The organism is Pandoraea vervacti, assembly GCF_000934605.2.
GTDB classification, from domain to species: Bacteria; Pseudomonadota; Gammaproteobacteria; order Burkholderiales; family Burkholderiaceae; genus Pandoraea; species Pandoraea vervacti.
This window is the reverse complement of the sequence record NZ_CP010897.2, coordinates 2,382,163-2,395,982: the sequence shown is the minus strand read 5'-3', so window position 1 is coordinate 2,395,982 and position 13,820 is coordinate 2,382,163. Positions and strand designations below refer to the sequence as shown.

Annotated in this window: 13 protein-coding genes; 2 read left to right on the top strand and 11 right to left on the bottom strand. The window is 64.2% G+C overall.

Features of this window, described 5'->3' with window-relative positions:
- Positions 1-24: 24 nt before the first annotated feature.
- Complete coding sequence (locus tag UC34_RS10860; protein WP_044455556.1) at positions 25-936, bottom strand: DMT family transporter; 912 nt, start codon at positions 934-936, stop codon at positions 25-27.
- A 109-nt stretch (positions 937-1,045) separates the two neighbouring features.
- Positions 1,046-1,510 (bottom strand): gamma-glutamylcyclotransferase family protein, encoded by a 465-nt coding sequence (locus UC34_RS10855; RefSeq protein ID WP_044455555.1) that lies wholly within the window; start codon positions 1,508-1,510, stop codon positions 1,046-1,048.
- A 73-nt stretch (positions 1,511-1,583) separates the two neighbouring features.
- On the opposite strand from UC34_RS10855, the gene UC34_RS10850 reads away from it, so the two are divergent.
- Positions 1,584-2,498, top strand: a complete 915-nt coding sequence (locus tag UC34_RS10850) for an AraC family transcriptional regulator (protein ID WP_084070537.1) — start codon at positions 1,584-1,586, stop codon at positions 2,496-2,498.
- On the opposite strand, the gene UC34_RS10845 is transcribed toward UC34_RS10850, so the two are convergent.
- From UC34_RS10845 to clpB, 4 genes are all read right to left on the bottom strand, one after another.
- On the bottom strand, positions 2,461-3,303 hold the full coding sequence (locus UC34_RS10845) for a LytR/AlgR family response regulator transcription factor (protein WP_044455554.1): 843 nt from the start codon (positions 3,301-3,303) through the stop codon (positions 2,461-2,463). The genes UC34_RS10850 and UC34_RS10845 overlap by 38 nt on opposite strands.
- An 18-nt stretch (positions 3,304-3,321) precedes the next feature.
- Positions 3,322-4,482, bottom strand: a complete 1,161-nt coding sequence (locus UC34_RS10840) for a sensor histidine kinase (RefSeq protein ID WP_044458006.1) — start codon at positions 4,480-4,482, stop codon at positions 3,322-3,324.
- 8 nt (positions 4,483-4,490) lie between these two features.
- A complete protein-coding gene (locus UC34_RS10835; RefSeq protein WP_052810981.1) occupies positions 4,491-4,988 on the bottom strand; it encodes a DUF2306 domain-containing protein in 498 nt (165 codons plus the stop codon).
- Between the two features lie 308 nt (positions 4,989-5,296).
- A complete protein-coding gene (gene clpB, locus UC34_RS10830; RefSeq protein ID WP_044455553.1) occupies positions 5,297-7,924 on the bottom strand; it encodes an ATP-dependent chaperone ClpB in 2,628 nt (875 codons plus the stop codon).
- 330 nt (positions 7,925-8,254) lie between these two features.
- Here clpB and UC34_RS10825 point away from each other — a divergent pair, with 330 nt between their 5' ends.
- Positions 8,255-8,818, top strand: coding sequence for a group III truncated hemoglobin (locus UC34_RS10825; protein ID WP_237165290.1), 564 nt, complete (start codon positions 8,255-8,257; stop codon positions 8,816-8,818).
- A gap of 87 nt (positions 8,819-8,905) precedes the next feature.
- Here the strand turns inward: UC34_RS10825 and moaE are convergent, their stop codons facing one another.
- The 5 genes from moaE to UC34_RS10800 all read right to left on the bottom strand — a co-directional run bounded on the left by moaE (position 8,906) and on the right by UC34_RS10800 (position 13,815).
- Positions 8,906-9,370 carry a molybdopterin synthase catalytic subunit MoaE gene (moaE, locus tag UC34_RS10820; protein WP_044455552.1) on the bottom strand — a complete coding sequence of 155 codons (465 nt, stop codon included), beginning with the start codon at positions 9,368-9,370 and terminating at the stop codon, positions 8,906-8,908.
- A 62-nt stretch (positions 9,371-9,432) separates the two neighbouring features.
- Positions 9,433-9,693: a molybdopterin converting factor subunit 1 gene (gene moaD, locus UC34_RS10815; protein ID WP_044458003.1), complete on the bottom strand. Its 261-nt coding sequence runs from the start codon at positions 9,691-9,693 to the stop codon at positions 9,433-9,435.
- 45 nt (positions 9,694-9,738) lie between these two features.
- Positions 9,739-10,962 (bottom strand): molybdopterin molybdotransferase MoeA, encoded by a 1,224-nt coding sequence (locus UC34_RS10810; RefSeq protein ID WP_044455551.1) that lies wholly within the window; start codon positions 10,960-10,962, stop codon positions 9,739-9,741.
- Between the two features lie 41 nt (positions 10,963-11,003).
- The gene (gene thrC / locus UC34_RS10805) at positions 11,004-12,470 is read right to left on the bottom strand and encodes a threonine synthase (protein ID WP_044455550.1); all 1,467 of its coding nucleotides are present in this window, start codon (positions 12,468-12,470) and stop codon (positions 11,004-11,006) included.
- Between the two features lie 34 nt (positions 12,471-12,504).
- On the bottom strand, positions 12,505-13,815 hold the full coding sequence (locus UC34_RS10800) for a homoserine dehydrogenase (protein WP_044455549.1): 1,311 nt from the start codon (positions 13,813-13,815) through the stop codon (positions 12,505-12,507).
- Positions 13,816-13,820 lie beyond the last annotated feature (5 nt).

Genomic DNA, 13,820 nt, shown 5'->3' with positions numbered 1-13,820 from the left:
CATCGGCGCACAGCGGCGGCATCGCTACGAGGCAGCGCCGCTGGCGGACGGGGCGACCTTCGGTGGCTTGCACACAAGCCAGACAGCGAGTGCGATGAAGCATCCGCCGAAGACGTGCGCCATCGTGACCGCTTCATTCAGGAACAAGGCCCCCCACAGCACGCCGAACGGCGGGATCAGGAAGGTGACGGTCAGTGAGCGTAGCGGTCCGAGATCGGCGATCAAGCGGAAGAACAACATGTAGGCGAGCGCGCTGCATAGAAAGCCGAGCGCCGCCATCGCCGCCCACACCCCGCCGGTCGCAGGGCCCGGCATGCCCGAGGTGGCCGACACGTAGCCGAAAAACGGCAGCAGCACGACCGACGCGCCCAACTGGCTGCCAAACGCCACGAGCTTGGCATCGAGACCACCGCGCTCGGTAATCCAGCGCTTGGTGAGATAGCCGGCCAGCCCATAGCAGGACGTGGCGACCAGGCAGGCAAGCGCGCCCATCACCACGGGCCCCGACATCGTGACCGGTCCCGTGCGCGTGAGCACCGCCACGCCGACCAAACCGAGCACCACGCCCCAGCTCTTGGCACCGGTCAGGCGTTCACGAAAAAATAGCGTGCCGATGACGACGCCCATCAATGGCGTGGTCGCATTGAGAATCGCCGAGTATCCGGCAGGAAGCACGCGGGCCGCGAGACAGTACATCACGAACGGGATGCCGGAGTTGATGACACCGAGCAGCATCGACGCGCCAAGCAGCCCTTTGAACTCCCAACGAACGCGCATGGCCAGCAGGATGAGCGCCAGGCCGATGGCGCCTAACGTGACGCGAAAGAACGCGGTGGGCAGCGGCCCGAGCGCCGGCACAATGATGCGCATGAAAAGAAAGCTCGCTCCCCAGATGGCAGAGAGCGTGAGCAGGCGGGCGATATCGGATGAACGCATGGTCGGAAGGACGGCGCAGACGACGTCCTGAAAGCATCGGAATGTGCGAATCCTCCCACATCGACGCGCTCAATGCTGGTCATAATCGGACATGGCGGCGATCGCGCAATCAGGCCGCACTCGCGTCCCGGGCACGACGGTACGCGACCCAGTCGCCGCCCGGAATCTGCGGCAAGTGGCCCACGGCCGAGGCGCTCACCGGGTAGACAATGCACGGGTACGTCGCGCCATCGCACGAAACGTCGTGCACCTCCCGCACGAACAATCCCGCCTCACCGGGATAGACCGCCTCGATTTCGTCGAGCACGGAAATTAGCGCTGCCGGGATCCGATAGACGTCGCCCGTCACCGACGCCGCCGCATCAGGCACCATGCCGGGGTAGCTGCCGAAGTCGAAAAGTCGCCCACCCATCGTGCACGTGCCGACATACACCGGTGCGGCAATGCCGTGGCGTTCGGCCGCACGCATCATGTCGTTGATTTCGCCCGCCCGAAGGGTGCCGTAGACAAACACATGTACAGCGCCGCTTTGACGGTCACAGGTGTGGGGCAGATCATGGGCTGCGGTGGTCATTGAGGATGTCCGGATCGAAGATGGCAGGCAACGAGTTTACACTTACAAAAATCCCAATTGTCGCGATCCCGCCATGCCGAATCTTGCGCCCGATCCGTTCGATTCGCCCGCCCCTTCCGACGCTGTAGGACCCCCGGGCGGGCCCGCGTCAACGCCCGCCGCGCAGAACGCGTTCGACAGCTATGTCGTGCCCGAGGCCTTCACGCCGACGCAAACGCGTCCGGTGCGCTTGCGTGCGCGTGCGCTGCGCGACGGCATTCGCGTGCCCAATCACCGCCACGCCTGGGCGCAGGTCGCCTACACGCCACGCGGCGTCATCCAGATCGCGGTCGCGGATGCCGCATGGATCGTGCCGCCCTCACGCGCGATCTGGATCCCCCCCGACATCGAGCATAGCCTGCTGGTCAACGAGCCCTCCTATCTGCGCACGTTGTACGTGCATCCCGACGTTATCCCGCCCGGCCTCGATCACTGCCGTGTCGTGGAAGTCTCGCCGTTGCTGCGTGAGCTGATCGCCGCCATCGACGTGCCCGCCGCCGACCTCGATGCCCCTCGCGAACACATGCTCGGTGGCCTGATTCTGGATGAACTGCGCCGCGCGTCGCCCCTACCGCTCGAAGTGCCGCTGCCGCGCGACAAGCGACTGCTCACGCTGTGCAACGCGATGCTGGCCGATCCCGCCCGCGCCTGGACGCTCGACCAATGGGCAAGATATGCCGGCGCCAGCCCCCGGACCATCGGGCGCCTGTTCCGGCAGGAACTGAATATGAGCTTCGTGCAGTGGCGTCAGCAGGCAGTGCTCGCCCAGGCGATTCCGCTCGCGTCGAAAGGCTATCCGCTCGCCCGTATCGCGCGCGAGTTGGGTTATCGAAGCCAGAGCGCCTTTTCCGCGATGTTCAAACGCACCTTCGGACGCACCCCCACCGACTTCTTCGCCACCGTCCCGGACACTACATCTGTCGGAACAAGTGGGCGTATTGACGACTGACCGCTACCCGGTCCTTGCGTCGCTTGAGCTTGAGCGTCAGACGCCCGAGCGGCGTGTGCTGCGCGCTGACCACCTCGCCCACGTTCACGACCGTGCTGCGGTGCACTTGCCAGAATCGCGACGGATCGAGTTGCGGCAACAGCTCACGCAGGCTCGTGCGAATCAATAGATCGCCGTCAGCGGTGGCCACCACGACATACTTGTCCGCCGCTTCGAAAAAGCAGATCTCTTCGACGGGCACGATACGAATCTCGTCGCGCACGGACGCCCGCACGAATTGCAGATATTCGCGCGGCACAGACGCAGTGACGGGCGAGGATGGAGTCGAGGCCCCGACGTTCGTGCCATCCGTATCGCGCGTCGCCAACGGCGCGGCGTCGAGATGCGCACGCAGCGTCGTCAAGAGTTGCGCGAGCGTGTCCGCGCCTGGCCGCGACAGGCGCTCCTGCACGCGCGCAACCGTACGCGCCAGCCGTCCGGGCTCGACCGGCTTGAGCAGATAATCTACCGCAGCGGCATCGAAAGCGTCGAGCGCAAAGCGATCGAACGCGGTAACGAAAACGATTTGCGGCGCACGCGCGAGTCGTGCGCAGGCACGCGCGACATCGATACCGGTCGCGCCCGGCATCGAGACGTCGAGAAACACGACATCCGGATGCGACCGCGCAATGGCGGCAATGGCCGATGTGCCGTCAGGCGCGACAGGCAGCACGTGCAACGCGGGCCATGCCTGCGCCAGCATGGCGCGCAGCGCGTCGGCAAGCAATGGTTCGTCTTCGGCGATCAGGGCGACGGGGGATGTCATGCACTTCACTCTCTGCGACTAGAAATCGTTGTCCTGGCATTGCCCGGCCGACGCCACAGGCAAACGCAAGCTCGCGGCAACGCCACGCGGCACGCCTTCGGTGAGCGTGAGGCGCGCGTCGTCGCCGTAGAGCACGCGCAGGCGCGCCCGGATATTCGTCAGGCCGATACCGCTACCGACGGCGCGCTCCGCTGCGTGCCCCGTACCTTCGTGTGCAAACCCCGCACCATCGTCTTCGACGCGTACCACCACATACGCCTTGTCGGACACGGTGCGCTCCAAACGGGCGCTGACGGCCACCGTCGCCCCCGCCGCGAGCGGCTCGACGCCATGTTTGACGGCGTTCTCCACGAGCGGCTGCACGAGCATGGGCGGCAGACACAACGCCCGACACTCGTGCGGCAGATCGAACGTATAACGCAGACGCTCGCCAAAACGCACTTTCTGAATCGCCAGTAATGCGTCGAGCAAGGCGAACTCTTCGGCCAACGTTGTCGTCTGCGCGCGCGTTGCCGCAAGCGATGCGCGCAGAAAACGATTGAGATGACCGAGCAAGTGCCTCGCCCGGGTTGGATCGCTCGCGATCAGCGAATCGAGGTTGGCGAGCACGTTGAATAGAAAATGCGGCTCCAGTTGTGCCTGAAGCGTCTGAAGCCGGGCATGGACAAGTTGACGGTCTGCGGCTGCTTCGCGAAGTGCCTGCTGCGCCGTCGCTTCGCGCAACTGGGAAATCCGGGCCTGCGACCATCCGTGATAGCTGCCGACGGCTGTGGCGATCAGCGCCACGAGCAAGACAATGGGAAGCGCATGCCCGTTGACCGGACGCCACATCGAGATCGGCAGCCCCAGCAGCGCCGTTCCCGTTGCGATCCCGACGGCCAGCCCTGCCACACATCCGAGCGCCACGAGCCCCAGGAACCAAAACATCGGCGGCCTGGCGTCGCGCCAGATCAGCCGGCGCCCGCCGTCCACGAAGACGGCGATCGCCACCCCGATGCATTGTGCAAACACGAGGTTGTGCACGAATGTGCCACCGAAGCCGATAAACGAGAGCAATCCCGCGATCAACGTGTTGAACAGCAATACCCCGGCCAGCTCGCGAAAAAACCGCTGCCACAGACCGCGCGTCGGATCGACGGGGGCCGTCTGAGCGGTTTGCAGGGATTGGGGTGATTTCATCGTCGACGTCATTCGCGCCAGGGGGATGGTCCGCCGGTGGATAAAAGTGTCGCAGGTGTCGCAGGTGTCGCAGGCGCGAAGGTCGCGACGGGTGCAACGGGTGAACCACGCACTACCGGCGGTGTGCCATGTTGCCATATCCGCGTCAGCGCACTATTCAGGGGACGGCCGGGCACGGCCACCGCTGCTAAGCCTGCGACGACCAGCCCGACATACAGTCCCGTCATCTGCCTGCGATGCGCTTTCACGTTGCCCCGCCGGATCGCCACGACGGCGAGCGCCAGATTCACCAGCACGTACAGCGACAGCCCGTGCAGCCAGGAAAAGTGTCCGTTCCCCAGTTCGCGAATGCCAAAGCTCGTGAGCGCCGTGGCCACCATCGCCAATGCCCATAGACGGCCCATCCACCGATGCCGCGGCGTGCCGCGCCGCATCAGCAAGATTCCCGCACCGAGTCCCATCGCCACCACCGCTACCGCCAGATGCACGCCCACTATCGTCGCCATGAAATCCCCCTTCGCGTTCGTTTCATGGCGTGACGATAGGTAAAACATGTGCCGCTGGCAGCCCATTTGCGACGGATGGCGCCCACGCGCCGTCAATGGTCCCCGATCGGCGCGAACGGCAGCGCATCGCCCCCATCGCCGGCCCCCTCCCAAGGCGTCAACGTGGCGGTCGGGCATTGTCGCCGACATTTGTGACAGCAGGATACCGCGCCCACGTCGCACAGACACCGGATAAAAAAATCCCCGCGTTCCTTGCGAAACACGGGGATTGACCGGGCAGATCGCCCGGGCGTTTGCGACGACGGCGCTTACTCGGCAGCCGCCTCGGTTTCCTTGCTCACCTGCGCGGCGGTATCGCCCTCGAAGGTAAAGCGACCGTTGCGCCAATCGACCGGGATCGTGTCCTTGGGGCCGAACTTACCCGCGAGCACCAGCTTGGCGACCGGGTTCTCGATCTCCTGCTGAATCGCCCGCTTGAGCGGACGCGCCCCGAACACCGGATCGAAACCTTCGCGTGCCACATGCGTGAGCGCCGCCTTGGTGACTTCCAGATGCATGTCGAGCTTCGCCAGACGCTGACGCAGGATCTCGATCTGGATCGTGGCAATCGACTCGATGTGCTTCTGGTCGAGCCCGTGGAACACCACGACTTCGTCGATCCGGTTCAGGAACTCGGGGCGGAAGTGGTCCTTGATCTCTGTCCACACGGCGTCCTTGATCCGGTCCTGCGGCTCACCCACCATCGACTGGATCATCGACGAGCCGAGGTTGGACGTCATCACGATAACCGTGTTCTTGAAGTCCACCGTACGTCCCTGACCATCGGTCATGCGGCCGTCGTCCAGCACTTGCAGCAGCACGTTGAAGACGTCCGGGTGCGCCTTTTCGACCTCGTCGAGCAGGATCACGCTGTACGGCTTGCGGCGCACGGCTTCGGTGAGATAACCGCCCTCTTCATAACCGACGTAGCCCGGCGGCGCACCGATCAGACGCGCCACGCTGTGCTTTTCCATGAACTCGCTCATGTCGATGCGGATGAGGTGATCCTCCGAATCGAACAGGAACATCGCGAGCGCCTTGCACAGCTCGGTCTTGCCCACACCGGTCGGCCCGAGGAACAGGAACGACCCGTAGGGGCGGTTGGGATCCGATAATCCCGCACGCGAACGGCGGATGGCATCGGCCACGGCGGTAATCGCCTCGTCCTGCCCCACCACACGCTCGTGCAGCTTGGCTTCCATGTTGAGCAACTTCTCACGCTCGCCCTGCATCATCTTCGAGACCGGAATGCCCGTTGCACGCGAGATCACTTCGGCGATCTCTTCCGTACCCACCTGCGTGCGCAACAGACGCGGCTGCGACTGCTGACCGGCGGCCTCCGCAGCATCGGCATCCTTCAGTTGCGCTTCGAGCTGCGGCAGCTTGCCGTACTGCAGTTCCGCCACCTTGTCGAGCTTGCCCTCACGCTGGAGCTTCGCAATCTCGGCGCGCACCCGGTCGATTTCTTCCTTGACCTGTGCGCTACCCTGCACGGCGGCCTTCTCGGCCGTCCACACTTCTTCCAGATCGGCGTACTCGCGCTCCAGTCGCGAAATCTCTTCCTCGATCAGCGAGAGGCGCTTTTGCGAGGCTTCGTCCGTTTCCTTCTTGACGGCTTCGCGCTCGATCTTCAGCTGGATCAGACGACGATCGAGCTTGTCCATCACCTCCGGCTTCGAGTCGATTTCCATCTTGATCTTGGACGCCGCCTCGTCGATCAGATCGATGGCCTTGTCCGGCAGGAAGCGATCGGTGATGTAGCGCTGGCTGAGTTCAGCCGCCGCCACGATCGCCGGGTCGGTGATTTCCACGCCGTGGTGCAGTTCGTATTTCTCCTGCAAGCCACGCAAAATGGCGATGGTCGCCTCGACGCTCGGCTCTTCGACGAGCACCTTCTGGAAGCGACGCTCCAGCGCAGCATCCTTCTCGATGTACTTGCGGTATTCGTCGAGCGTGGTGGCGCCGATGCAATGCAGTTCGCCGCGTGCGAGCGCCGGCTTGAGCATGTTGCCCGCGTCCATCGCGCCTTCGGCCTTGCCTGCACCGACCATCGTGTGGATTTCGTCGATGAAGAGGATCGTGCGGCCTTCATCCTTGGCGATGTCGTTCAGCACACTCTTCAGGCGCTCTTCGAATTCGCCACGGAACTTCGCACCGGCGAGCAACCCGGCCATATCGAGCGCGAGCACGCGCTTGTTCTTGAGCGACTCCGGCACCTCGCCATTGACGATGCGCTGCGCGAGTCCTTCGACGATGGCGGTCTTGCCCACCCCCGGCTCCCCGATGAGCACGGGGTTGTTCTTCGTACGGCGTTGGAGGATCTGGATCGTGCGACGGATTTCATCGTCGCGGCCGATCACCGGGTCGAGTTTGCCGGCCGCGGCACGTTCGGTCAGATCGAGGGTGTACTTCTTCAGGGCTTCGCGTTGACTTTCGGCATCCTGACTATCGACGGAAGCACCGCCGCGCACGCCTTCGATGGCTGCTTCCAGCGATTTACGGGTCAGGCCGCGCGCTCGGGCGAGCTTGCCCGTGTCGCCCTTGTCGTCGGCAAGCGCAAGCAGAAACATTTCGCTGGCGATATAGCTGTCGCCATGTTTCTGTGCCTCCTTGTCGGCCTGATTGAGCAGGCCGGCAAGCTCGCGGCTGACCTGCACGTTGCCGTCCGTGCCCTGCACCTGCGGCAGCTTGGCGATCGCCGTTTCAATGTCATGGGCGAGCGGTTGCACCTGCACGCCGGCGCGCTGCAGCAGCGAGCGCGCTGCGCCCTCGGGTTGTGCGATCAGCGCCGCGAGAAGATGCAGCGGCTCAATGTATTGCTGGTCGCGACCGACTGCCATGCTTTGGGCATCAGCCAGCGCTTCCAGGAACTGCGTGGTGAATTTGTCTTGTCGCATCTAGTGCTCCGGTAAGAAATCTTTCTGGATCGGATGTGCGGACAATCCCCTGTGGTTTCAAGGGGCATTACGGCGCGACATTTGACATTTCGCGCAATACCGGTCGGGGGCCGGTTTCCGGGCAGTTGCAGGGTGGGCGCTGCGAATCGCGATCCGCCCGGAATCGCCGGATGGTGCGCCAGGACAACCGCAGGACACGCCCCGGTTTGAAGCTCATAATAGCGATTTTCAGCACGACGCACCATGCGTCCCCCTGACGTCGGAAAGTCGGATGTCTCGTCCGGAATTCCAGCTCGCAACGCCGTCAGCACCGCATGAACGCCCGAGGATATGTCCGCAGAATCCACTCGCCCCACGACCGCGCAATCCCGCGCCCGCGACAGTCGCGGCGCCCCGGCCCTCCCGACGTTTTCGGGAAAGTCGTCACCGGATTCGGGCGTCGCGTGGCCCGCGACCCGCATCGCCGAGATCGATGAAGATGCCGTGCGCCTGCTCGTGCATGCCTTTTACGGGCGAATTCGCGACGACGACCTGCTCGGCCCCGTATTCCGCCAGGCGCTCGAAGGCCGCTGGGACATGCATCTCGAGAAGATGGTGGCGTTCTGGTGCAGCATCGTGCTCGGCGCCAAACGTTACCGCGGCAACGTGACGCAGGCGCACCAGCCTTTCGCACATCTGAGCGGGGAGCACTTCAGTCGCTGGCTTGCGCTCTTTTTCGACACGCTGGACAAGCTCTTCGAGCCGCAGGCGGCCTTCGCCTTCGCGGAACCGGCGATCCGGATCGCGGAGAGCCTTCAGTTGAATCTGTTCGGATGGGAATACACGCTGCCGCCAGCGCAACGGGCGTTGCTGGACACCGTCAAGCAACGGCGCCCGGCTCAACAGCATGATTGAACGTCACTTCAGCGACGATTCTTGATTTTCGCCGGCGTTATCTGGAATTGCCGAATCTTAATGCGCGATAACTGGGGCGCGCGTCCATCAGGCTTTCTCGCCCGTCACCCAGCGCTCACGTGCCGCTGTATCGGTCTCCCGAGCATCGACCCAGCGCTCGCCCTGGGGCGTGGCTTCCTTCTTCCAGAACGGCGCCTCGGTCTTGAGGTAGTCCATGATGAACTCGCAAGCCGCGAAGGCATCGCCGCGATGCGCCGAGGTGACGGCCACCAGCACGATCTGATCGCCCGGGCCGAGTTCGCCGTAACGATGGATCACCAGCGCGTCGAACATACGCCAGCGCTCGCGCGCCTGCGCGACGATCGATTCGAGCGCCTTTTCCGTCATGCCGGGATAGTGCTCGAGCGTCATGCGCGCGACGTCCTTGCCGTCATTCAGGTCGCGCACCGTGCCCACGAAAGTCGCCACGGCGCCTACGCGCAAATCGTCGGCGCGTAAGCGGCGAACCTCCTCCGACAGATCGAAATCTTCGGTCTGAACGCGAATCGCCATGGCCATGGTCTCCTGTGTGCCGGTGTGCCTACTTGCGTACGGTGCCTGACGTGCCGTCGCGCTCAACCACCGGTGACCGGCGGGAAGAACGCCACTTCGCACCCGTCGGTCAGACGCGTCGACGCAGGCACCATCGTATGGTTCAGCGCCATGCGCAGCGGCCGTTGCGGACCGAGGGTCTCGGCCCAGACGGGACCGCGCGTACACAGCCATTCACGAACGTCTCCCACCGTGGCAATCCCGGCGGGCACGGCGTCCACTCGCTCCTCAGCGACACCCAGCGCCTCGCGGACGCTGGCGAAAAAACGAAGATCGATCTGCATAGTCTGTGTGGGCGCCGCCAGCCAACCTGGCGGCATCTCTGTCTTTCAATATAGGAGGTCCGAGAACGGCAGGAACGCCACGGTCTGCCCCGCCTCGATGCGGTGCCCTGGCGGGTTGTCGATCAGGCCGTCGCCCCACACGGTCGAGGTCAGCACGGCCGAACTCTGATTCGGGAATGCGTCGAGGCCACCCTGATCGTTGACACGCGCACGCAGGAACTCATTGCGACGATCCGCCTTTTTCTGCGTGAAATCGGCGCGCATGGCGATGCGCCTTGGCGCGACATCCGTCACGCCCTGCAATCGCAGAATGAACGGACGCACGAACAGCAGGAACGTCACGAAACTCGACACCGGATTGCCCGGCAGACCGATGAAGTGGGCCGTGTCCGCGCCGCCATCTCCATTGGCGCGACGCACCTCGCCGTACGCCAGCGGCTTGCCCGGCTTGAGCGCAATCTGCCAGAGATTCAGACGCCCCTCGGCTTGTACGGCCGGCTTGACGTGATCCTCCTCGCCCACCGACACGCCGCCCGACGTAATGATCACATCGTTGCCGCGTGCCGCGTCGCGCAGAATCGCACGCGTGGCCGCCAGATTGTCCGGGACGATGCCGTAATCGGTCATCTCGCAGCCCAGGTTCTCCAGCAGACTGCGCAGCACGAACCGGTTCGAGTTGTAGATGCTGCCCTGTCGCAGCGGCTCACCGGGCATCGTCAGTTCGTCACCGGTAAAGAACACCGCGACCCGCACGCGGCGCGCCACCTGCAGCCGGGCGATGCCCACCGACGCCGCCAGACCGAGCGCCGGCGCACGCAACCGGGTACCGGCGGCGAGCACCACGCTCTCCCGCCGAATGTCGGCGCCCTGACGGTTGACGAACTCGCCTGCGACCGGCGTGTGCCGCACGACGACAGTCCCGTCGTCACGCGCTTCGCATTGCTCCTGCATCACGACCGCGTCCGCGCCCACGGGCACCGGCGCGCCCGTGAAGATACGCGCCGCCGTGCCGCTGGCGAGCGGCTCAGGCGAGTGGCCCGCGGGAATACGCTGCGAGACGGGCAGCACCGTTTCGCCATCGCGCAGATCGGCGATGCGCACGGCGTAGCCGTCCATGGCGCTGGTGTCCATCGGCGGGACATCGAGCGTGGCTACAACGTCGGCCGACAGCACCCGAGCGTTGGCCGCGAGCGTGTCGACCGTCTCGTGCCGATCGAGCGGACGCGCCGCTGCCAGCACGGCATCAAGGGCTTCTTGTGTACTCAGCATGCAAATGGCTCGCCAGTCATTGCGTGAAACGACGCCACGGCTCAAATGCCGGTGTGCTCCGCGATATAGGCCTTCACGCGCTCGACGTCGTTCGGCACGGTGTCAAAACGCTGCGGCAGCGATTCAAGTTGCTCGAAACCCGCCGGGCGCGGCGGTTCGCGATGCAATGCCTCGCGGATCGTCTCGGCGAACTTGGCCGGCTGCGCCGTTTCCAGCACCACCATCGGCACGCCGGGTTCGAGCGCTTCACGCGCCACCTTCACACCATCGGCGGTGTGCGTGTCGATGACCACGTCGTAGCGCCGGGCCACGTCCTGAATCGTCGCGAGACGATCCGAGTGCGTGCTGCGCCCCGACACGAAGCCGAACTGCGCCACGCGCGCGAACGCCTCGCTGCCCGACAGATCGAAGCCACCGTCGCGCTCGACCTTCGAGAGCAGATCCGCCGTTGCCGTCGCATCGCGACCCAGCAGATCAAACAGGAAACGCTCGAAGTTCGATGCCTTCGAGATGTCCATGCTCGGGCTGCTCGTGTGGAACGTCTCGGCCGATTTGCGCACGCGATAACGGCCGGTGCGGAAGAATTCGTCGAGTACGTCGTTCTCGTTGGTTGCCACGACCAGCTTGCGGATCGGCAAGCCCATCATGCGCGCGATATGCCCCGCGCAGACATTGCCGAAGTTGCCCGAGGGCACCGTGAACGACACCTCGCCGTCCTGCCCGGACTTGCCGCCCGTGGCCGCAAAGTAGCCCTTGAAGTAGTACACGACCTGCGCAACGACGCGCGCCCAATTGATCGAGTTGACGGTGCCGATCTTGTAGCGCGCCTTGAAGGCGTGATCGTTCGAGACCGCCTTCACGATGTCCTGCGCATCGTCGAACACGCCTTCGACCGCAAGATTGAAGATGTTCGGATCTTGCAGGCTGTACATCTGGGCGGTCTGGAACGCGCTCATCTTGCCCGCTGGCGAGAGCATGAAGACACGAATGCCCTCCTTGCCGCGCATGGCGTATTCCGCCGCACTGCCCGTGTCGCCGGACGTCGCCCCGAGAATGTTCAGGGCATCGCCGTGTTGCGCCAGCGCGTACTCGAACAGATTGCCGAGCAACTGCATGGCCATGTCCTTGAAGGCCAGCGTCGGGCCGTTGGACAGCGCCAGCAGCGAGAGCTGCGTATCCTGCTCGACGCCCAGCGGCAGCAACGGCGTGATGTCGGCCGCGTCCTCGCCGGGGCGAACGTTGCGGTACACCTCGGCGGTGTACGTCCGCTTCGTCAGATCGGCCAGCACTTCGGCCGGAATGTCGCCGGCAAACTTGCCGAGCACCTGTGCAGCGAGCTCGGCATACGAGAGCTGACGCCAGGCGCGCAATTCGTCGGCAGTGACCTGCGGGTATTCCGTGGGCAGATACAGGCCGCCATCCGGGGCCAGGCCACCGAGCAGAATGCTGGAGAACGATTGCGGTTCGCCAGAGGTCAGGCCCGCGCCGCGCGTAGAGATGTATTTCATTTGGAACCTGTCCTGTCGGGTCGGTGCTTCGGGCTCAGCTCAGCGCTTCCATGCGAATGCGCGTGACCTTCGAGAGCACGGTGTCCATCGCCTCGATCTTGGCAATGGCCGAGTTGATGTGCTTTTCCAGCGTCTGATGCGTCAGGATGATGATGTCGGTCTGGTGCTCGCCCTCGCGCGATTCCTTTTGCAGGAGCGCGTCGATCGAAATGTCCAGATCGGCCAGAATGCGCGTGAGTTCCGCCATCACACCGGCACGATCCACCACGCGCAGGCGCAGGTAGTAACTCGTCGTGACTTCGTCGATCGGCAGGACCGGAATGTCGGAGAGCGAATCGTGCTGGAACGCCAGGTGCGGCACACGGTGCTCCGGGTCGGCCGTTTGCAGGCGCGTCACGTCCACGATATCGGCCACCACGGCCGACGCGGTCGGCTCGGCCCCCGCGCCCTTGCCGTAGTAAAGCGTAGCCCCAACGGCGTCGCCCTGCACCAGCACGGCGTTCATCGCACCTTCGACATTGGCAATGAGGCGCTTGGCCGGAATCAGCGTCGGATGCACGCGCAGTTCGATGCCCGATTCTGCGCGACGCGTAATGCCCAGCAGTTTGATGCGATAGCCCAGCTCTTCGGCGTACTTGATGTCGAGCGCAGCCAGCTTGGTGATGCCTTCGACATAGGCGCGATCGAACTGCACCGGCACGCCGAATGCGATGGCGCTCATGAGCGTGAGCTTGTGGGCGGCGTCGACGCCTTCGATATCGAACGTGGGATCGGCTTCCGCGTAGCCCAGACGTTGTGCGTCGGCGAGCGCCACGTCGAAGTCGATGCCCTTGTCGCGCATCTCCGACAGGATGAAGTTGGTGGTGCCGTTGATGATGCCGGCGATCCACTGAATGCGGTTGGCCGTGAGGCCTTCGCGCAATGCCTTGATGATGGGAATGCCACCGGCGACGGCCGCTTCGAACGCGACCATGACGTTCGCCTTGCGCGCCGCGGCAAAGATCTCGTTGCCGTACACCGCCAGCAACGCCTTGTTGGCGGTGACCACGTGCTTGCCGTTCTCGATCGCCTTGAGGACCAGTTCCTTCGTCAAATCGTAGCCGCCGATGGTCTCCACCACCACGTCGATATCCGGATCGTTCACGACTTCGAACGGGTCTCCCGTGACGACGGCCGCATTGCCCACGAGCCCCTTGGCGCGTTCGACGTTACGAACCGCGACCTTCGTAATCTCGATACCCCGGCCGGCACGACGTTGAATTTCTTCCTGGTTGCGAGCCAGTACCTGGAAGGCGCCGTAGCCTACCGTGCCAAGGCCGAGCAGGCCCAATTTGATCGGTTTCATGCAGT